Below are 18,351 nucleotides of genomic sequence, written 5' to 3'. Positions count from 1 at the left end.
GGGGCAATTGCTTGGAGTAGACGAGCTCCGTCCTACCCTCCTCCTCCTGGGAAGGGGAGTAGGCCGGGGTCTCAACCCGAAGCGATTGCATTGGCCCGCCACCCTGCTGACAGCCGGCCCATAAGGCCGGCCGAGTGGAGACGATCCCATGCTGCGCTATCTCGCTGGCCGGTTGTGGCAGAGCCTCATCCTGCTGCTGCTGGTCTCGGTCATCGGTTTTGCTGTGCTCAATCTGGCGCCCGGCGGCCCGCTTTCGCAATACACGCTCACGCCGGGCATGACCAAGGAGGCGCTCGATCGCATCACCGAGCAGATGGGCCTGAACCGTCCGCTGCCGATCCAGTATCTCGACTGGTTCTGGCGTCTGGTGCAAGGCGATTGGGGCCGGTCCTATCGCGACGGCCAGCCGGTGCTCGCCATCATCGGCGGGCATCTCTTCGCCACGCTGCTGCTGATGGGCTTTTCAACCCTGATTTCCATCATCCTCGGCACCTGGATCGGCGTGATGGGTGCTACGCGTCGCTATTCGCTGTTCGATACGCTGGCGACGGTGGGGGCGATGGTGGCGCTCTCCATTCCCACCTTCTGGTTCGGCCTGGTGGCGATCTACCTTTTCTCGCTGAAGCTGAAATGGCTGCCGGCGGGCAACATGTTCACGGTGGGCGACGGCAGCTTCGCCGACTATGCCATCCATCTCATCATGCCCAGCATCGTGCTGGCGCTGGTGAATGTGGCGGTCTGGAGCCGCTACATGCGCACGGCCACGCTCGACGTGATCAACCAGGATTTCGTGCGCACGGCCAAGGCCAAGGGGCTGAAGCCGCGCCGCGTGCTGGTCAAGCACGTGATCGGCAATGCCCTGCTGCCGATGATCACCCTGGCCGGCCTGCAGATACCCACCATCCTGAGCGGAGCGCTGGTGACGGAAACCGTCTTCACCTGGCCGGGCATGGGCCGGCTGTTCCTCGATAGCCTGGGCTACAGCGACTATCCGGTGATCATGGGGCTTTTGATGTTCTCGGCGATCCTGGTGCTCATCGGCAATCTGATCGCCGACCTGCTGGTCGCCTTCGTCGATCCCCGCATCCGGCTCGGTTAGGGAGAAAAGCAATGGCCTCAGCAACTCTTTCCCCCGCATCGCCTTCGCCGAAGCCGCGCTGGTGGCGCAGTCGCACGGTGCGGCGCTTCTGCCGGCATCGGCTCGCCATGGTCGGCCTGGCAATGATCATCCTCCTGACGCTTGCCTGCATCCTCGGCCCGCGCCTGCTGCCCTATGACGAGCTCTTCATCGATCTGAGGGCCCGCTTCGCGCCGCCCTTCACCGGCTACCACATCTTCGGCACCGATCCGCTCGGCCGCGACCTCGCCGCCCGCCTGTTCATGGCGGGGCGCATCTCGCTGCTGGTGGGCTTCTTCGCCATGTTGCTCAGCACGGCGCTCGGCACGGTGATCGGCGTCACCGCCGGCTATTATGGCGGCTGGGCCGGCTCAGCCCTGATGCGCTTCGTCGACGCCTTCCTGTCCTTCCCCAGCATCTTCCTCCTCCTGACGCTGGCGGCCTTCATCAAGCCGAGCCCGCTGATGATCACGGTGATCATCGCCGTCACCAGCTGGATGGAGGTCGCGCGCATCGTGGAGGCGGAAGTGCGCTCGCTGCGCGAGCGCGATTTCGTGCTGGCGGCGCGCATGGTGGGGCTGTCGAACAGCTGGATCATGTTCCGCGAATTGCTGCCCAACGTCATCGGGCCGATCATCGTGGCGGCGACGCTGACGGTGGCCCGCGCCATCCTGCTGGAGGCCTATGTGAGCTTCCTGGGCTATGGCATCCAGCCGCCGCTGCCGAGCTGGGGCAACATGCTCAACGGGGCCCAGCAATATCTCGCCAATGCCCCCTGGCTCGCCATCGTGCCGGGGGTGGCGATCACGCTCGCCGTCACCAGCTTCAACTTCATCGGCGATGGGCTGCGCGATGCCCTCGACGCCCGAAGCGACCTGAACTGAGAGGGCCTGGCCATGTCGAAATTCTCGCCCTTCGACGCGACGCTCTGGTATGCGACGGCCGCTCCCGCCCCGCAGACCGTGCCCCTGGCCGGGCGCGTGCAGGCCGATGTCTGCATCGTCGGTGCCGGCTATACCGGCCTCACCACCGCGCTTGAACTGGTGCGCAAGGGCGTCAACGTGGTGCTGCTGGAGGCCGAGCAGGCCGGTTTCGGCGGCTCCGGCCGCAATGCCGGCCATTGTACGCCGACCTTCACCCATTTCAGCCTGCCCGAATTGCGCAAGCTGCTCGGCGAACCCTGGGCCGAAAGGCTGATCGCCCGGCAGACCCAGGCCAATGCCCGCGTCAGCGCCATGATCGAGCGCTACCAGATCCAGTGCGAATGGCAGCAGAACGGCTATGTCCAGGCGGCGGCCCGCCCGGGTGCCATCGATGCCATCAAGCGCAAGGTCGAGGAATACAACGCCGTCGGCGCCCGCACCCGCTTCGTCGACAAGGCGGAGGTGGAGGCGATCACCGGCAGCCCGCGCTTCCATGGCGGCTGGTTCCACAGCGAGGCGGGCCATCTCAATCCGCTCGGCTATGCGCGCGGCCTGGCGCGAGCCGTGCAGCAGGAAGGCGCGATACTGCATACGGGCTCGAAGGTGACCAACGTCACGCGCGAAGGCCTACGCTGGGTGGCCCATACCGCTGATGGCAGCGTGGTGGCCGACAAGGTGATCTTCACCACCGGCGCCTATACGGTGGAGGGCTGGCCCAAGCTCGACCAGAGCTTCAAGATCATGCGCGTCTTCGTGGCGGCGACGCAGCCGCTCAGCGAGGAGGAGCGCCGCTCCGTCCTGCCCGAGAACACCACCATGCATGACGGCCGCGGCGACATCTACGTCTACAAATACAATGCCGAGGGCCGCATCGTCGCCTCGATGTTCCCGATGGGGCGGCGCGGGCGCGACCTTGCCTATACGCATCAGGTCATGAGCGATCGCCTGAAATGGCTGCATCCGCAGATCAGGCGGGAGATCCGCTGGGAGTATTTCTGGTTCGGCGAACTCGACATGCAGGCCAGGACCATCCCCCGTCTCTACGGCCTGGCGCCCGGCATCGTCGCCCTCACGGGACTCTCCGGGCGGGGCGTGCCCACCGGCAGCATGCTCGGCGGCATCCTCTCGGAATGGGCGCTGGACGTGCCGGAGCAGGAGCTCTCGCTCAAGGTCGAGCCGCTGCACAAGGCGCCTTTCTATATGAGCTTCGGCCCCCAGCTCACGCTGCGCTACTACCGGGCGCGCGATTGGCTGAAGACCCGCATGGACGGCGCGCCCCTGCCACCGCACGCCTGACGCGGGAAACTCCCCGATTTTCCACTGCAGAGAGCTGAAGGGCGCGACCGCTGGATCGCGCCCGCTGTCCGCTCGGGAAGAGAGGAGACTTCGATCTGGGGCGATAACGTGATCACAGTTCGCGGATTTTTCTGGATATCTGTTGACAGAATAGCCTTCAATCTGCTGATTGTGATCACAATAGCGCGGACCATCGTTCGGCGATGAACGGTGCCACAATCCATTCAGCGGAGGTTCCTCGTGTCCAGCACGCCGATCGACAATGCAGCCATCGAGGCGCGGGTGAAGGCCCTGCTGCCGGCGGAACGGCAGCTTTATGCCGAGCGTCGTCCCAAGGCGCGGGCCATGGCGGAGCGCAAGGGCAAGGGCCTCTTCGACAATGTGCCGATGCACTGGATGCTCGATTGGCCGATGCCCTTCCCGATGGTGATCGAGCAGGCGAGCGGCGTGCATCTCACCGACATCGACGGCAATGCGGTGGTCGATCTTTGCCTCGGCGATACCGGCGCCATGTTCGGCCACGGGCCCGAGCCGATCCTGGAAGTGCTGCGCAATGCCGGCCATCGCGGCCTGACGACGATGCTGCCATCCGCCGATGCCGAGATCGTCGGCGAACTGCTGGCTGCACGTTTCGGCCTGCCGCATTGGCAAATCGGCGCCACGGCGAGCGACGCCAACCGTTTCGCCATCCGTGTGGCGCGAGCCGTGACCGGGCGGCGCAAGATCCTGGTGTTCGACGGCTGCTATCACGGCGCCGTCGATGACACGCTGGTCGATCTCGTCAATGGTCGTACTTTCTCGCGGGCGAGCCTGCTCGGTCAGGTGGTCGATCTCGGCGAGACCACCATTGCCATTCCCTTCAATGACGAGGAAGCGCTGCGCAACGCCTTGGTGTCCGGTGAAGTCGCCTGCGTGCTGGCCGAACCGGTGATGACCAATTGCGGCATGATCCTGCCCGCGCCTGGTTTCCACGATACGCTGCGGCGGCTGACGCGCGAACATGGCACGCTATTGCTGATCGACGAGACCCATACGATTTCCACCGGCCTCGGCGGCTACACCATGCTGCACGGCCTGGAGCCCGACCTGATGGTGATGGGCAAGCCCATCGGCGGCGGCGTGCCGGTGAGCGTGTGGGGCATGAGCGCCGAGGTGGCCGAGGGGCTCGACCGGGCGCGGCGGGCGCGCGACAGCCATGGCCATTCCGGCATCGGCACCACTTTGTCCGGCAGTGCGCTGCAACTCGCCTGCCTGAGGGCGAGCCTGGAAAAGGTGATGACCTCAGGGACCTATGCCACCATGGCCGCGCGAACCGACATCATCGAGGCAGGCCTTATCAAGGCCATCGGGGCGCAGGGCCTGCCCTGGCATGTCACCCGCGTCGGCGCCCGGCTGGAGGTGGTCTTCAGCTCCGAGCCGGTGCGCAACGCGGCGGAAGCCCGTGAAGCCGCCTCCTCGGTCATCGAGGAGGGATTGCACCTGTCCCTGCTCAATCGCGGCTTCCTGCTCACCCCCTTCCACAACATGATCCTGGTCAGTCCGGCCTTGGCTGAGGCGCAAGCCCAGGCGCTGGTTGCCGCCTATGGCGAGATCCTCGCCCGCTTCTGCCAGGCCGGGGAGGCGGCGTGATGGCCGGCGCCCTGTCGACGCGGCCGGCGCAGGCCGCCGATATTGCCGAAGCCGAGGCCTTCCTGGCCGATCATCCCGAGATCGGCGCCTTCGATCTCGTCCTGGTCGACATCAACGGCATTGCCCGTGGCAAGATCATCAGGCGCGAGGAACTCCTGCCGCTGTTCCGCGGCGGCCGGCATCTGCCCGGCTCCATCCTCGGCCTCGACGTCACCGGCGAGGATGTCGAGGAAACCGGGCTGGTCTGGTCGGATGGCGATGCCGACCGGCGTGCCTGGCCGATCGCTGGCTCGCTGGTGCCGCTGCCCTGGACCTCGCCGCCGCGCGGCGAGGTGCGCCTGTCGCTGTACGAGCTCGACGGCGCGCCGATGGCTGCCGACCCCCGCCATGCCCTGGCCGCCCAACAGGCCTTGCTCCAGGCCGACGGCCGGCAGCCCGTTGCCGCCTTCGAGCTCGAATTCTATCTGCTCGATCGCGAGGCGACGGCAGATGGCCGCCCGCAGCCGCTCCGCATGCCGCTGACCGGCGAAAGGCTTGGCGGCATCCATGTCTACAGTGTCGATGAGCTCGATCGCCTTGAGCCCTTCGTCGATGCGGTCTATCGCGCCGCCGAAGCGCAGGCCCTGCCGGTGCAGACGCTGATCTCCGAATATGCGCCGGGCCAGTTCGAGCTGACATTGCGCCATCGCGAGGACGCGCTGCGCGCCGCCGACGATCTCGTCATGCTGAAGCGGCTGCTGCGCGCACTTGCCGTGCGCCACGGCATGAAGGCCTGCTTCATGGCCAAGCCTTTCGCCGGTCGCGCCGGCTCGGGCATGCACGCCCATGCCAGCCTGGCAGGCCGGGACGGCGCCAATCTCTTCGCCGACCGCGACGGCGAGCTCGCGCCGGCCCTGCGCCATGCCATTGCCGGCCTGCTGGAGACCATGACGGAGAGCATGCTGGTCTTCGCCCCCCATCTCAATTCGTGGCGGCGTTTCGCGGCCCAGAGCTACGCGCCGACGGCGCCGAGCTGGGGTGTCAACAACCGGGCCGTCGCCGTGCGCGTTCCCGCTGGTTCGCCGGAGGGCCGGCATCTGGAGCAGCGTGCCGCCGGCGTTGACGCCAATCCCTATCTGGTCGGCGCCGTCGTGCTGGCGGGCATCCGCCGGGGCCTTGCCGCGCAGCGCGATCCGGGCCCGCCGGCCACTGCCTATGTGAGCGCGGCCGACGATACCCTGCTGGCCGATTGGCGCAGCGCCATCGAGGCGGCAGCTGGCTCGGCCTTCCTGAAGGAGGTCCTGGGCGAGCGCCTCCACCATGTGCTGCTGGCGCTCAAGCGGGCGGAATATCGACGTTTTGCCGCCGATATCACCGCCTTGGAGCTGCAGCTTTACGGGGAGGTCGTTTGAGATGGCCAGGCGGACCATTCTGATTGCCGGTGGTGCCGGCGGCATGGGTCTGGCGACCGCGCTACGCTTTGCCCAGGACGGCGCGCGCGTGGTCCTGGCGGATCTTCCGGGCGCACGTCTCGAAGAGGCCCGGGCAAGGGTAGAGGAGGCCGGTGCCGAGGTGCTCGCTTTGCCGCTCGACATCCGCTCGGCCCAGGCCTGCCGCGAGGTGGTGGCGAAGGCGACCGAGGCCGATGGTCTCGATGTGCTCGTCAACGCCGCCGGTGTCTGGCTGGAAGGCCCCGCCACGGGAGTCGCCGAGGAGGACTGGGACCGTGTGCTCGACATCAACCTCAAGGGTGCGTTCTTCCTGATCTCGGCTGCCATTCCCCATCTCGCCATCTCTCGCGGCGTGATCGTCAACATTGCCTCCGATGCCGGGCTGGTGGGCAACAAGGGGGCGGCCGTCTATTGCGCCTCCAAGGGCGGGCTGGTGCTGCTCAGCAAGGCCCTGGCGCTGGAACTTGCGCCGCAGGGCATCCGCGTCAATGCCATCTGCCCCGGCGACGTCGCCACACCGATGATCGAATATCAGGCGGCAACTTATGGCGAGGGCGATCCCGAGGCCTATAAGCGGCGGCTGCTCGGCAATTATCCGCAGGGCGAGAGTGCCCGTTTCATCAAGGCCGAGGAGATCGCCGGTCTCATCCATTATCTCTGCCAGCCTGGCGCCGCACCGATCACCGGCGCGGCCCTCTCCATCGATTTCGGCATTACCGCAGGCTATTGAACCCGAGCTTATGCCATGAAGACCTTCTACACCGCCGACCACCATCTCCATCACAGCGGCATGGAGCTTTCCTTCGGCAAGATCGTCGAGACCTTCGAAAAACCGGAACGGGCCGAGATCATCCTGGCTCGGGTCAAGGAGGTGGGCCTCGGGCCGATACTGACCCCGCAGGATTATGAGCTCGCACCGATCAAGCGCGTCCACACGCCTGATTATGTCGATTTCCTCAAGGGCGTGTATGAGGAATGGCAGGCCGCCGGCCGCGATGGCGAGGTCTGGCCCTATAGCTGGCGCCACCGTTCCATGCCGCCCATCGACAAGGCGCCTAGTGGCCTCGACGCCCGTCTTTCCTACTATTCCTTCGACATGGCCGGCTCGATCACCGCTACTACCTGGCAGGCGGCCAAGCGCGCCGCCGACACCGCGCTCGCCGGCGCCGATGCCGTGCTCGGCGGCGAGCGCACGGCCTTCTCGCTATGCCGCCCGCCCGGCCATCATGCGGGCCGTGATTTCTTCGGTGGCTATTGCTACCTCAACAATGCCGCCATCGCCGTGCAGCGTTTTCGTGATGCCGGCCGCTCGCGCGTCGCGGTGCTCGATGTCGACTATCATCACGGCAACGGTACGCAGGAGATCTTCTACGATAGGGCTGACGTGCTGGTCGCCTCCATGCATGGCGACCCCGATTTCGAATTTCCTTTCCATCTCGGCTATGCCCGCGAACGCGGCGAGGGCGCAGGCGAGGGCTTCAACCTCAACTATCCCCTGCCTTCAGGCACGCAATGGCCGGAATGGTCCGCCGCCTTCGAGGATGCCTGCCGCAGGATCGAGGCCTTCGATGCGCAGGCCCTGGTGGTCTCGCTCGGGGTCGATACCTACAAGGAGGACCCGATTTCCCAGTTCAAGCTCGATACCCCGCATTTCAGCGAGATCGGAGCACGGATCGCGGCGCTGGACCTGCCGACCCTGTTCGTGATGGAGGGGGGCTATGCCATCGGTGCCCTTGGGGTCAACGCCGTCAATGTCCTCACCGGTTTCGAACAGGCGGGAGGGTGAGATGGCTTCCGGACCTTTCGTCCGCTCGCGCTCGGTCCTGGTGACGGGGGCTGGGGCTCCCGACGGGATCGGCTTCGCCATTGCCAGAACCCTGGGGCGTGCCGGCCTGTCGGTCGCGATCACGGCCTCGACCGACCGCATCTTTAGCCGTGCGGCGGAGCTGGAAGCCGAGGGCATCGAAGCCTGGGCAACGGTTGCCGATCTCACGCGGCCCGACGAGGTGCGCCGATTGCGGACGGCGGCCGGCGATGTCGACATCCTCGTCAACAATGCCGGCATGGGCAGCGTGCTGAAGCCGGCCGTGCAGAAGCGTTTCGTCGACCTCGACGAGGCCGAATGGAATCGCGGCATCGACGTCAGCCTGAACACCGCTTTTCTAGTGACCCGGGCTTTCCTGCCCGCCATGATCGCGAGGCGGCATGGGCGCATCGTCAATGTCGCTTCGGTCACCGGCCCCTATGTCTCCAATCCCGGTGAGGCGGCCTATTCGGCGGCAAAGGCGGGCATGGTCGGGCTGACCCACGCGCTGGCTCTGGAAGTGGCAGGGGATGGCGTCACCGTCAATGCGGTAGCGCCGGGCTGGATCGAGACGGGATCCTCAACCGAGGAGGAGCGCATCGCTGCCCGCGCTACGCCGCCGGGCCGCGCAGGAACCCCTGACGAGGTCGCCGCTGCGGTGGCTTTCCTGGCCTCCGACGGCGCAAGCTACGTTAACGGCTCCGTGCTGGTGGTGGACGGCGGCAACATCCTGCAGGAGCGCAAGGGCTGACACTCCAATCCCCTTCGAATGAAAACTGCAACAGTGGTGTTAGTTCGCGCCCAGGCCGAGCGTATGCCGCAGCAGGTACATGCCATCGAGAATGTCGGCCTCGATGGCGGTGCGCAGTGAATCCGCATCGTTCCGGCGAATCGCCTCGATCGCCATCTTGTGCTTGTCGATGATCTCGGCGCCTTCGACCACATCATAGATGGTGCGCATGAAGGGGCCGAACTGCACCCACACGCTTTCGAGCAACGGCACCAGCACGTCCGAATTGCCGGCGCGGTAGAGCTCGAAGTGGAAGTTGTAATTGGCGAGCATGTAGACGTCGGCGTTGCCGGTCTTGTAGTTCCGGTTCATCGTCTCGTCATGGGCGATCATGCGCTCCAGCCTGTCGCTATCGACAAAAGGCAAAGCGCGCCGGGCGCAGAGCGGCTCGAGGGCGAGCCGCGCGCTCATCAGCTCCTCGAAGCGGGCCACGGTCAGATGCGGCACGCAGACCCGCCTGTTCTGCTGGACCTCCAGGGCGTTCTCGGCGGCCAGGCGGCGGATCGCCTCGCGGCAAGGCATCACGCCCACGCCCAGCATGTCGCTGATGCCGCGCAGGCTCATGCTTTTGCCGGGATGGAAATTGCCGATGATCAGCTGTTCGCGCAGCGTCCTGTAGACCTGCTGATGCAGCGGGTTGGGCGTGGTGTCGGCCGGTTCGACGGCGGCGAGACTGTCAGTGCTCATCGCCGACTGTGATCACATTGGCGACCCGAGGGCAAGCACCGAAGCAGGACGGGGCGTCCTGCTATGCTCCGGCTTCGACCAGCACTGCTGCCGGATTGCGGATCAGGCCGAAACCCGGGGTGTCGGGAACGTCGAGGCGTCCGTTTCGAGGCACCGGTTCATTGGTGAAGAGGGGGCCGAAAACCGGCAGGACGTCCTGGCCGTCGGCGCTGTTGGCGACATATTCGCAATAGGGCGAATGAGGCTGCGACATCACGAAGTGATAGCTGAAGGGGCCGCTGCCATGCGGTACCACGGGAATGTCATAGGCGCTGGCATGGGCGGAGATCCGCAGCAATTCGGTCAGGCCGCCGACCCACATCACGTCGGGCTGCAGGATGTCGATATGGCGCCCCTCGATCAGCTTGCGGAAGCCGTAGCGCGAATATTCATGCTCGCCCGTCGTCCATTTCGTTGCCGGCAAAGCTCTCTTGAGTAGCGCATAGCCGTCGACATCATCGGGATGCAGCACCTCTTCCCACCAATAGATGTCGAGGTCCCTGCAGGCGGTGGCGAGCTCGATCGCATAGGGCACGTCGAGTGCCATGTAGCAATCCACCATCAGCGGATAATCGGGGCCGACGGTTTCGCGATGCGCCGCGAGGAAGGACACATTGGCGCGCAGGCCGTCGATGCCGTCGGCCGGGCCATGGGGCAGAGGCACCTTGCCGCCCCAGAAGCCGAGCCGGCGGGCCGCTTCCGGCCGCGGGCCGGTGCAGTAGAAGCGGATCTCATCCTTGGTGCGGCCGCCGATCAGCTTGTAGACCGGTTCCTCCCTCATCTTGCCGATCAGGTCCCACAGCGCCAGGTCCACCACGGAGATGGTCGCGAGCGGCAGGCCCTTGCGGCCGTAATACATCGATGCCCGGAACATCTGGTCCCAGAGGCGATTGAGGTCGCGCGGGTCGGCGCCGTCGAGGAAGCGGCGGAAATGGTGCTGGATCAGCCAGCAGGCAGGCTCGCCGCCAAAGCCCGTGGCGAGCCCGACATGGCCGCTCTCAGTCTCGATCTCCACCACGATCGAGCCCATGACGTTGACGCCCCAGCTGGTGCGCGAGGCCTTGTAGTCGGCATAGCCCGACATCGGATTGGCGATCAGCGTGTCGATCAGCCAATGGCCCTGCTTCTGGCTGAAATAATCGCCGCCGCCTTCGCTGCGGACCAGATAGGTCCTGACCTGCTTGATGCGGGGAGATGCCATGCCTCGTCCTTCCTGCGTTGGGTTGCGCCGAATAGTGACGCAAGAAACTTGTCAGTCAAGTTTACAAATTCCTGAAAGCTCACTCTCTTGTTGTCTGACAAATAATCCGATATCACCCGATTGCCCCGGAAAACACGGCGGCGCCGGCAGCACGGCCGGCATTCGGAAGGCAGGGAAGGACCGGCATGACCACGATCATTCGCTATGAGGGCCGCGGCGCCATCATCACCGGCGGAGCCTCCGGCATCGGCCTCAAGACGGCCGAGCGCATCGTGGCCGAGGGCGGTTCGGTCTCGATCTGGGACGTGGATGCCGCCCGCATCGAGACGGTGCGCCAGGCGCTGGGCCCGAAGGCCCATGGCATCGCCATCGACATCACCGACCCTATCGCCGTCGAGAAGGCGGCCCAGACTGCGGAAAGCCAGCTCGGCCGCATCGACGTGCTGGTCTGTTCCGCCGGCGTGGCCGGCAAGAACGAATTGCTGGTCAATTATCCGATCGAGGAGTGGAAGCGGGTCTACGACATCAACGTCAACGGCCTGTTCTACTGCAACCGCTTCGTTGCGCCGCTGATGCAGAAGCATGGCTATGGCCGCATCGTGAACGTCGCCTCCATCGCCGGCAAGGAAGGCAATCCCACGGCGTCGGCCTATTCCTCCTCCAAGGCGGCGGTGATCGGGCTCACCAAGTCGCTGGGCAAGGAATTGTCGAAGGAAGGCATCACCGTCAACGCCATTACGCCGGCAACGGTCGATACGCCGATCCTCCAGCAGGTCAGCCAGGCCCATATCGACTACATGCTGTCGAAGATCCCGATGGGGCGCTTCGGCACCGTGGAGGAACTGGCCGCCATCATCACCTGGCTCGCCAGCGAGGAATGCTCCTTCACCACCGGTGCCGTGTTCGACATTTCGGGCGGCCGGGCCACCTACTGATCGTGCATCAGCAACGGCGGGCCATCAGCGCCCGCACCAGCACCACGGCGAGCGCCGCCAGCCCGATGGCGGCGGCTGCGACGATGACGGTGAGGCTCGTCGTCACATAGCAGGGCGCGGAATTGGCGGGGTTCTGCTGGCAGGGCAGCCGGCTGTCGATCAACCGTGCCAGGTAATGTCCCTGCGTCTCAAGAAAGACCAGTATGGCGCAGCCGAGGGCCAGCAGCGCAAGGAAAGCGGTACTCGGACGCATGAAACGATCCTTCGGGAAGCAGTACCGGTTTCTCGCATCGATTGAGCAGTCCGGCAGTTTCGCGGGTCACAGCCAGCGGCGATTTGACAGCCACGGTTCCGGCCAAATCGGCTAAACAGGGGCGGATCGAGTCGCAGCCGACGGAGGAACAGCGGGCATGAAGGTCGTATTCAGCGAAACCCAAAGGCGCCACGATCCGACCTTCTTCCTGTCGAGCGGCACGCAGAGGCCCAATCCGGAAGTGCCGCGCCGCTGTGACATCCTGTTGCAGGCAGCCCTTGGCGCCGGCCTGACGCAGGTCGCGCCCGACGATGCCGGCCTGGTGCCTGTCGCCGCGGTGCACAAGCCCGACTACATCCACTTCCTCCGCCATATTCATGCGCGCTGGTGCGAGATCGATGGGGCCTCTGCCGAGGTGATCCCCAACATCCATCCCGATCGTCGCAACGGGGCTTATCCAGCCTCCGCCGTCGGACAGGCGGGTTATCATATGGCCGATACGGCCTGCCCGATCTCGGCCGGGACCTATGAGGCGGCCTTGGCCAGCGCCCATACGGCCTATCATGCCGCCGGCCTGGTGCTCGGCGGCGAACGCGCCGCCTATGCGCTCTGCCGTCCGCCGGGCCATCACGCCTTTGCCGATCTGGCCGGGGGCTTCTGCTTCTTCAACAACAGTGGCATCGCCGCCCAGGCCCTGCGCAGCCGTTATGACCGAATTGCCATTCTCGATGTCGACCTGCACCACGGCAACGGCACCCAGGGCATGTTCTATGGCCGCTCCGACATCTTCACGGTTTCGGTTCATGCCGATCCCATCCGCTTCTATCCCTTCTTCTGGGGGCATCCGGACGAACGCGGCGAAGGCGAGGGGCTCGGCTACAACCTCAATCTGCCCCTGCCGCGCAAGACGGGTGACGAAGGCTTCCTCGCGGCCCTCGACATCGCCCTGGACCGCATTGCCGCCTTCGCGCCGGGCGCGCTGGTGGTGGCACTCGGCCTCGACGCTTTCGAGGGCGACCCCTTCCAGGAATTGACGGTGACCACCAAGGGGTTCGCTCGCATTGCCGCCCGTATCGCCAGCCTCGGGTTGCCGATGGCGATCGTGCAGGAGGGTGGTTATGTCTGCGATGCGCTCGGCGACAATCTCGCCAGCTTCCTCGGCGGGTTGTGAGGTATTTTTCCAACCCCTATGGCTGACGACATCAAAATGCCGGGGTCGGGGCGTAGGTTCAGTGCTGGTTTGGGACGATTGAGGGAGTTGTTCCGATGACCAGCCTTGCCGTCGATGCCAGTGCCTTGCTGGCAGCCCTCTGGATGCCGGCCCTGTTCAAGGTTCTCGCCGCGGATATTGCCATCGGCGCGGTTATCCTGTCGGGCTATCTCTGGCACAGGAAGCAGGAACGCTGCAACGCCGAACTGTCCGAGCGCAAATGGGGCAGGCGCCATCTGCATGGCTGAAGCCGCCTTCGCCGCTATGGACGGTTTGCCTGAACTTGTCGCTTCAACGCTTTCTCTCAAGCGAAAGTCAGCCGGCTTTTCGGCATGACGGCTCAATGCACGATCGCACCAGCCGCATTGCCCTTCGACATCCACACCACCAAGGCATCGTTGAAGGAGGCCACGGCATCGCTGGCGATGGGGATGCGGATGATCGCCCCATCCGCGAATTCGAATTCGGCCACGGCAAATTGCCGATGTCCCGGTGAAGTGAGGCCGCGAAATTTCGTAAGAAGCGGCGTGACGACCGAGCCGTCTCCACTTCCGAGCGGGTCCGAAGGATCGCTCATCCAACCATCCAATGCCCAAGTCTAACAATTGCCTTCCCTATGACGAAAGGCTGTGACATGGGCGTGATATGAAATATATCACCTGAGAATTTTTTTAAGCCAATGACAAGCAGAGATATCATGCTGACGCAAAGGCATAAAAAATATACGAGTCGGTTGTCGCGATAGAGTCCGGCCATAGTATAGAAATGGAAACGCTTCCTGGCCAATTCTTTCCAGGAAGCGTATCAGTATGCATCTATTTTTTATTGTATCAACGTGGCGTTCCCGAGCGGAAAACTACCGATCCGCCGATCCGGACCGAATCGATCGCCAGATCATCCGTCAGCACGACCATGTCGGACCGGCTGCCCCGATCGAGGCGGCCATAATGTCGGTCCATGCCAACGGCCATGGCCGGATAAAGCGAGGCCATGCGCAGGGCTTCGCCGAGTTCGAGGCCGATCCGCTCATGCATGAAACGCACGGCCGAAATCATGTCGAGATCGGCGCCTGCGAGAGTGCCGTCATCGAGGGTCAGGCGACCGTTTTCGCGTTTGATCACGCGGCCATTGAGCGTGAACTGCCGCATATCCGTGCCGATGGTGGCCATGGCGTCGGTGACCAGGAAGATCCGGCCGGGTTGCTTCTTGGCCCGTAGCGCGATGTCGATGATGATGGGGTCGACATGGATACCGTCGGCCACCAGCCCGGCGGAGAGGCCGCCGAGTGCGATCGCCGTGCCGGCAAGTCCCGGCTCGCGATTCTTGATCTGGCTCATGGCGTTGAACAGATGCGTGGCCATGGAGGCACCGGCTTCCGCGGCTGCGACCACGTCGCCATATTCGGCGTCGCTATGGCCGATGCTGACGACCAGACCGGCCTCCGCGAGGCGGCGAATCTGGGCCGGCGTTACCGATTCCGTCGCGACCGTCGTGAGCAGGACGGGAACCTGGCCTCTGGCGGCAATCAGCCTGGCGAGATCGGTCTCCTCCATCGGGCGGATCAATTGCGGATCATGCGCGCCTTTGCGTGAAACGGCCAGGTGCGGCCCCTCGATATGCAGGCCGAGGAAACCCGGCACCTTCCGTCGTTCGGCCTCCGCGCCAGCCTCGAGGGCCTCGGCGGTGATGGCGGGCGTGTCGGTGATCAGGGTCGCCAGCAGGGCCGTGGTGCCGAACTGGGCGTGGGCCGCGCAGATGGTGGCGATGGTTTCGGCGTCGCGGCTGTCATTCAGCATCACACCGCCGCCGCCATTGACCTGGAGGTCGATGAAGCCGGGGGCGATGAAACCCGTCTCGATCGTCTCGACCGCCATGCCTGCCGGCACGGCGCTGCGCGGCACGATCGCCTCGATGTGCTCGCCATCGACGATCACGGCGGCATCCTGGTGCCAGGCCTCGCCATCGAAGATGCGCGGGGCGAGCAGGGCCGATTGCATGCTCATACCGTCTCCGTGACCTTGCGCAGATTGCGGGGCTCGTCGGGATTGAGGCCGCGACGACGGGCGAAGGCCTCGACGAAGGCGTAGAAGGAAGCGATCAGCACCAGCGGGTCGGTCAGCGGGTGGCCGGTGGCTGCGAAGGGCAGGCGGGCGGCTTGCCTGGCGCCGTCGGCGGTGATGAAGGCAGCGGCCCCCTTGGCCGCCAGCGCGTCGGCGGCACCGATGATCGAGCTTTCCGCCTTGTCGCGAGCCGCCAGGGCCAGCACCGGGAAACCGGGCCCGACCAGCGCCATCGGCCCATGCATGACCTCGGCGCCGCTATAGGCTTCCGCGTGCACCGAGCAGGTCTCCTTGAACTTCAGGGCCACCTCGTTGGCGATCGCCAGGGCCGGTCCGCGGCCGAGCACGAAGACCGAAGAAGTGCCGTCAAGGGCATCGGCGAAGGTGGTCCAATCGCAAGCGACAGCCTGCTCAAGATGACGGGGCAGGTCCTGAAGGGCTGACAGCAGCGCCTTGTCGCCGGCCCAGTGGGCGAGGACGCCGAGGCCGGCCACGGCGGAGTTCACGAAGGTCTTGGTCGCGGCAACGCTCTTCTCGGTGCCGGCGGCGATATCGATGGCGTGATCGGCCGCGAGCGCCAGGGGCGAGCCTGCCGTGTTGGTGAGGGCAACGGCGACGGCGCCGCTGCGGCGCACCGCTTCCGCCATGGCGACGATGTCGGGGCTCTTGCCGGACTGCGAGATGGAAAGGCTGGCGGCGCCGGCGAGCTTGAGTGGCGCCTGGTAGATCGAAGCGATCGAGGGGCCGAGCGAGGCGACCGGCACGCCGGTGGTCAATTCGACCGCATATTTGATAAAAGAGGCGGCATGGTCGGAGGAGCCGCGGGCCACGGTGACGAGGACGCGCGGATCGACGGCCTTCAGCTCGGTGCCCGCCCGCTCCATCTCGGTGGCGGATTGTTCGAACAGGCGCGCGACGGCCTGGGGAATTTCCAGCACCTCGCGGCGCATGTGGGTCTCTGTTGTCACAGTGCTTCTCCTTCGCTGGGCTCGGCCAGACGCAATTCCGCTACGAAATCATAGGTATCGCCCCGGTAGATCGACCGGGTGAATTCAACCACCTTGCCGCTCGGCAGATAGGAGACGCGCTCGATGTTGAGGCTGGCGGCTCCGGGAGGTACGCGCAGAAGCTGGGCATCCTCCGGCCCGAGATTGGCGGCGGAGATGCGCTGGACGGCGCGGACCGGCTTGTTGCCATGCTCGGCAAGGGCGGCGTAGAGCGAAGAGCCGACCGCTTCCGGGTTCGGCAGCAGCGAGGCCCCGATCGAGGCGCGTTCGATCGCGACGGCGGCTTCATTGGCAAAGCGCAGACGGTTCACACGCGCCACCATCTCGTTGGCGGTCAGACCGAGGATCATCGTCTCCTGCGGCGAGGGCACATAGAGGCCGCGCTCGAGCCAGACCGAGTGTACCAGCTTGCCGCGCCGCGCCATGTCCTCGGTGAAGGATGTCAGGCGCGACAGGGATTGCTCGACGCGCTCGACCCGGGGCGCGACGAAGGTGCCGGAACCGTGACGCTGGATCAGCACGCCCTGTTCGACCAGGTTCTGCAGCGCCTTGCGCACGGTGACGCGTGAAATATCGGCCTTCATGGCGATGTCGCGCTCGGAAGGGAGCGCGTCGCCTGCGGCCAGGACACCGTCCCGCACGGCTTCCTCGATCGATTTGCGCAATTGCAGATAGAGCGGCGCGTTGCTGCCCTTGGCATCGGCGAGGGAGCGGAAGATGAGGTCGACGGCGTCACTCATGGCTTGCCTTTCCAAGCCGAATTCCCGGGCCTGCTCCCTGTAGGAGGGCAAGAGTTCGGCGTGACTCAACTGCCTGGCGATCATGGCTGCATCAGTCCCTGTTTGCCATCCGACAATGACCGCTCGAGGCCGAATAATCGGGCAGCCATGGATACTGCGCCGCCCAACGCGTCCTGCAGAGGAGGCACGAGCCGCTCCCGGTGTTTCGGGGGCAGGCGAGGTCCGACCAGCGTTGCCAGGCCGCCCAATAAGCAACGGGGCGTCGCGTTGGCAAGCGCAAGGGCGTCCAGGGAAGCCTCGACCGCCGAGACGGCCCTCTCGACGATCTTGTCCGCCGCTGGATCTCCGCGCTCGAGATAGTCGAAGACCATCGGCGCGAAAGTTCCGAAATCACGGGGCTGAGCGGATTTGGTGAACTCCACGATCGCCTGCGGATCGTTGCCATGCGCTGCCAGAACGGCATCCAGGAGGGAGGTATGGGGGGCTATGCCGTCATGGGCGAGCAGTGCCTCCTCAAGCAGGTCTCGTCCGATCCTGGCGCCGCTGCCCTGGTCACCGAGCAGGAAACCCCAGCCGCCCAGGCGGCGGATCTCGCCCGACTGACGCGCCAGATAGTGGCTGCCCGTGCCCAGGATGCCGATGGCGCCGTCTCCCGCGCCGATCGCGCCTTCCAGGGCGATGAGCACGTCGGACTCGATCAAGCAGCGGCGAAAGGGCAGGCGAGCCCGCAGTTCGGCAGCATAGGTTCCGATATTGGCGCCCGCCAGGCCGAGCACGACGGGTGTGTCGGGAATATGGGCCGGATCCTGGCCGGCGGCGGCGAAGGCCTGGCCGACGGCTACCATGATGCTCTCGCAGGCCCCGTTCAAATCCGTGCGGATATTGGCCGACCCGGCCTTGGCGCGGCCGATGATCTGGCTTTGGGCTGTCGCGAGCGCCGCCCTGCAGCTCGTGCCTCCACCATCGACGCCGAGGATCATCATTGCTGTGTTCTCCCTATGCGAAGACAATACCAATAAGCTACCACTCGTCAAGAGGTGTTCTGGGCAAAAAATTTAAACTAAGTTAAAACAGATACTTATACGAAATGTGATGCTTCATCGAGAAAAGTTGTGTGAGATCACTAGACAAGTGGTATTTATTTGGTATTGTCCGGCGCATCGGAGGGGTGGGGTCGGACCTAGGCCGGCGCTGCCGAGCGGAGGCTTGCGGGCATGCAGGTTCTTCGGG

The 18,351-nt window shown here is 65.1% G+C and carries 19 protein-coding genes; 11 read left to right on the top strand and 8 right to left on the bottom strand.

All coding sequences use genetic code 11. The annotated features are described in order from the left end of the window. Nucleotides 1-148: 148 nt before the first annotated feature. From ABXS05_RS20240 to ABXS05_RS20205, 8 genes are all read left to right on the top strand, one after another. Nucleotides 149-1,099 carry an ABC transporter permease gene (locus tag ABXS05_RS20240; RefSeq protein WP_367625187.1) on the top strand — a complete coding sequence of 317 codons (951 nt, stop codon included), beginning with the start codon at nt 149-151 and terminating at the stop codon, nt 1,097-1,099. 11 nt (nt 1,100-1,110) lie between these two features. Then, on the top strand, nt 1,111-2,001 hold the full coding sequence (locus ABXS05_RS20235) for an ABC transporter permease (RefSeq protein ID WP_311942810.1): 891 nt from the start codon (nt 1,111-1,113) through the stop codon (nt 1,999-2,001). A gap of 12 nt (nt 2,002-2,013) precedes the next feature. After that, complete coding sequence (locus ABXS05_RS20230) at nt 2,014-3,336, top strand: NAD(P)/FAD-dependent oxidoreductase (RefSeq protein ID WP_367625186.1); 1,323 nt, start codon at nt 2,014-2,016, stop codon at nt 3,334-3,336. Between the two features lie 240 nt (nt 3,337-3,576). Beyond that, entirely contained in the window at nt 3,577-4,965 is a 1,389-nt protein-coding gene (locus ABXS05_RS20225) for a transaminase (protein WP_367625185.1), read from the top strand. Next, nucleotides 4,965-6,356 carry a glutamine synthetase family protein gene (locus ABXS05_RS20220; protein ID WP_367625184.1) on the top strand — a complete coding sequence of 464 codons (1,392 nt, stop codon included), beginning with the start codon at nt 4,965-4,967 and terminating at the stop codon, nt 6,354-6,356. The genes ABXS05_RS20225 and ABXS05_RS20220 overlap by 1 nt, the downstream gene beginning before the upstream one ends. 1 nt (nt 6,357) lies before the next feature. Then, nucleotides 6,358-7,125, top strand: a complete 768-nt coding sequence (locus ABXS05_RS20215) for an SDR family NAD(P)-dependent oxidoreductase (protein ID WP_311942799.1) — start codon at nt 6,358-6,360, stop codon at nt 7,123-7,125. A 15-nt stretch (nt 7,126-7,140) separates the two neighbouring features. Beyond that, nucleotides 7,141-8,181: a histone deacetylase family protein gene (locus ABXS05_RS20210; RefSeq protein WP_367625183.1), complete on the top strand. Its 1,041-nt coding sequence runs from the start codon at nt 7,141-7,143 to the stop codon at nt 8,179-8,181. Between the two features lies 1 nt (nt 8,182). Then, a complete protein-coding gene (locus ABXS05_RS20205; RefSeq protein ID WP_367625182.1) occupies nt 8,183-8,950 on the top strand; it encodes an SDR family NAD(P)-dependent oxidoreductase in 768 nt (255 codons plus the stop codon). A 39-nt stretch (nt 8,951-8,989) separates the two neighbouring features. Here the strand turns inward: ABXS05_RS20205 and ABXS05_RS20200 are convergent, their stop codons facing one another. Both ABXS05_RS20200 and rhmD read right to left on the bottom strand, forming a co-directional pair. Then, nucleotides 8,990-9,676, bottom strand: coding sequence for a GntR family transcriptional regulator (locus tag ABXS05_RS20200; protein WP_311942790.1), 687 nt, complete (start codon nt 9,674-9,676; stop codon nt 8,990-8,992). A 61-nt stretch (nt 9,677-9,737) separates the two neighbouring features. Continuing rightward, a complete protein-coding gene (gene rhmD, locus ABXS05_RS20195; RefSeq protein WP_367625181.1) occupies nt 9,738-10,916 on the bottom strand; it encodes an L-rhamnonate dehydratase in 1,179 nt (392 codons plus the stop codon). Nucleotides 10,917-11,101: 185 nt separating this feature from the next. Here rhmD and ABXS05_RS20190 point away from each other — a divergent pair, with 185 nt between their 5' ends. Further along, complete coding sequence (locus ABXS05_RS20190) at nt 11,102-11,851, top strand: SDR family NAD(P)-dependent oxidoreductase (RefSeq protein WP_149253902.1); 750 nt, start codon at nt 11,102-11,104, stop codon at nt 11,849-11,851. A 7-nt stretch (nt 11,852-11,858) separates the two neighbouring features. Here ABXS05_RS20190 and ABXS05_RS20185 read toward each other — a convergent pair whose 3' ends face one another. After that, nucleotides 11,859-12,104 carry a hypothetical protein gene (locus ABXS05_RS20185; RefSeq protein ID WP_367625180.1) on the bottom strand — a complete coding sequence of 82 codons (246 nt, stop codon included), beginning with the start codon at nt 12,102-12,104 and terminating at the stop codon, nt 11,859-11,861. Nucleotides 12,105-12,261: 157 nt separating this feature from the next. Between ABXS05_RS20185 and ABXS05_RS20180 the strand changes: the two genes are divergently transcribed. Continuing rightward, nucleotides 12,262-13,275, top strand: a complete 1,014-nt coding sequence (locus ABXS05_RS20180) for a histone deacetylase family protein (protein WP_311942782.1) — start codon at nt 12,262-12,264, stop codon at nt 13,273-13,275. A 95-nt stretch (nt 13,276-13,370) separates the two neighbouring features. Next, nucleotides 13,371-13,562 carry a hypothetical protein gene (locus ABXS05_RS20175; RefSeq protein ID WP_068288216.1) on the top strand — a complete coding sequence of 64 codons (192 nt, stop codon included), beginning with the start codon at nt 13,371-13,373 and terminating at the stop codon, nt 13,560-13,562. Between the two features lie 92 nt (nt 13,563-13,654). Here the strand turns inward: ABXS05_RS20175 and ABXS05_RS20170 are convergent, their stop codons facing one another. The 5 genes from ABXS05_RS20170 to ABXS05_RS20150 form a co-directional block, all read right to left on the bottom strand. Then, a complete protein-coding gene (locus tag ABXS05_RS20170) occupies nt 13,655-13,891 on the bottom strand; it encodes a hypothetical protein (protein ID WP_311942777.1) in 237 nt (78 codons plus the stop codon). 253 nt (nt 13,892-14,144) lie between these two features. Then, nucleotides 14,145-15,317: an N-acetylglucosamine-6-phosphate deacetylase gene (gene nagA, locus ABXS05_RS20165; protein ID WP_367625179.1), complete on the bottom strand. Its 1,173-nt coding sequence runs from the start codon at nt 15,315-15,317 to the stop codon at nt 14,145-14,147. After that, nucleotides 15,314-16,324 (bottom strand): SIS domain-containing protein, encoded by a 1,011-nt coding sequence (locus ABXS05_RS20160; protein ID WP_367625325.1) that lies wholly within the window; start codon nt 16,322-16,324, stop codon nt 15,314-15,316. The genes nagA and ABXS05_RS20160 overlap by 4 nt, the downstream gene beginning before the upstream one ends. Before the next feature lie 14 nt (nt 16,325-16,338). Next, the gene (locus tag ABXS05_RS20155) at nt 16,339-17,121 is read right to left on the bottom strand and encodes a GntR family transcriptional regulator (RefSeq protein ID WP_068288356.1); all 783 of its coding nucleotides are present in this window, start codon (nt 17,119-17,121) and stop codon (nt 16,339-16,341) included. Between the two features lie 80 nt (nt 17,122-17,201). Next, the gene (locus ABXS05_RS20150) at nt 17,202-18,104 is read right to left on the bottom strand and encodes a glucosamine kinase nucleotide-binding domain-containing protein (RefSeq protein WP_367625178.1); all 903 of its coding nucleotides are present in this window, start codon (nt 18,102-18,104) and stop codon (nt 17,202-17,204) included. Nucleotides 18,105-18,351 lie beyond the last annotated feature (247 nt).

Origin of the sequence: Labrys neptuniae (assembly GCF_040797145.1) — a bacterium.
Taxonomy (GTDB): domain Bacteria; phylum Pseudomonadota; class Alphaproteobacteria; order Rhizobiales; family Labraceae; genus Labrys; species Labrys neptuniae.
Note: the sequence above shows the minus strand (reverse complement) of the source record. Positions and strands in the feature narration are given on the sequence as shown.

Coding starts and splice junctions, on each gene's coding strand:
- ABXS05_RS20160 (WP_367625325.1), bottom strand. CDS start 16,324: ATGCGCCGCGAGGTGCTGGAAATTCCCCAGGCCGTCGCGCGCCTGTTC.
- ABXS05_RS20200 (WP_311942790.1), bottom strand. CDS start 9,676: ATGAGCACTGACAGTCTCGCCGCCGTCGAACCGGCCGACACCACGCCC.
- rhmD (WP_367625181.1), bottom strand. CDS start 10,916: ATGGCATCTCCCCGCATCAAGCAGGTCAGGACCTATCTGGTCCGCAGC.
- ABXS05_RS20170 (WP_311942777.1), bottom strand. CDS start 13,891: ATGAGCGATCCTTCGGACCCGCTCGGAAGTGGAGACGGCTCGGTCGTC.
- ABXS05_RS20175 (WP_068288216.1), top strand. CDS start 13,371: ATGACCAGCCTTGCCGTCGATGCCAGTGCCTTGCTGGCAGCCCTCTGG.
- ABXS05_RS20230 (WP_367625186.1), top strand. CDS start 2,014: ATGTCGAAATTCTCGCCCTTCGACGCGACGCTCTGGTATGCGACGGCC.
- ABXS05_RS20215 (WP_311942799.1), top strand. CDS start 6,358: ATGGCCAGGCGGACCATTCTGATTGCCGGTGGTGCCGGCGGCATGGGT.
- ABXS05_RS20220 (WP_367625184.1), top strand. CDS start 4,965: ATGGCCGGCGCCCTGTCGACGCGGCCGGCGCAGGCCGCCGATATTGCC.
- ABXS05_RS20150 (WP_367625178.1), bottom strand. CDS start 18,104: ATGATGATCCTCGGCGTCGATGGTGGAGGCACGAGCTGCAGGGCGGCG.
- ABXS05_RS20210 (WP_367625183.1), top strand. CDS start 7,141: ATGAAGACCTTCTACACCGCCGACCACCATCTCCATCACAGCGGCATG.
- nagA (WP_367625179.1), bottom strand. CDS start 15,317: ATGAGCATGCAATCGGCCCTGCTCGCCCCGCGCATCTTCGATGGCGAG.
- ABXS05_RS20185 (WP_367625180.1), bottom strand. CDS start 12,104: ATGCGTCCGAGTACCGCTTTCCTTGCGCTGCTGGCCCTCGGCTGCGCC.
- ABXS05_RS20205 (WP_367625182.1), top strand. CDS start 8,183: ATGGCTTCCGGACCTTTCGTCCGCTCGCGCTCGGTCCTGGTGACGGGG.
- ABXS05_RS20180 (WP_311942782.1), top strand. CDS start 12,262: ATGAAGGTCGTATTCAGCGAAACCCAAAGGCGCCACGATCCGACCTTC.
- ABXS05_RS20155 (WP_068288356.1), bottom strand. CDS start 17,121: ATGAGTGACGCCGTCGACCTCATCTTCCGCTCCCTCGCCGATGCCAAG.
- ABXS05_RS20240 (WP_367625187.1), top strand. CDS start 149: ATGCTGCGCTATCTCGCTGGCCGGTTGTGGCAGAGCCTCATCCTGCTG.
- ABXS05_RS20190 (WP_149253902.1), top strand. CDS start 11,102: ATGACCACGATCATTCGCTATGAGGGCCGCGGCGCCATCATCACCGGC.
- ABXS05_RS20235 (WP_311942810.1), top strand. CDS start 1,111: ATGGCCTCAGCAACTCTTTCCCCCGCATCGCCTTCGCCGAAGCCGCGC.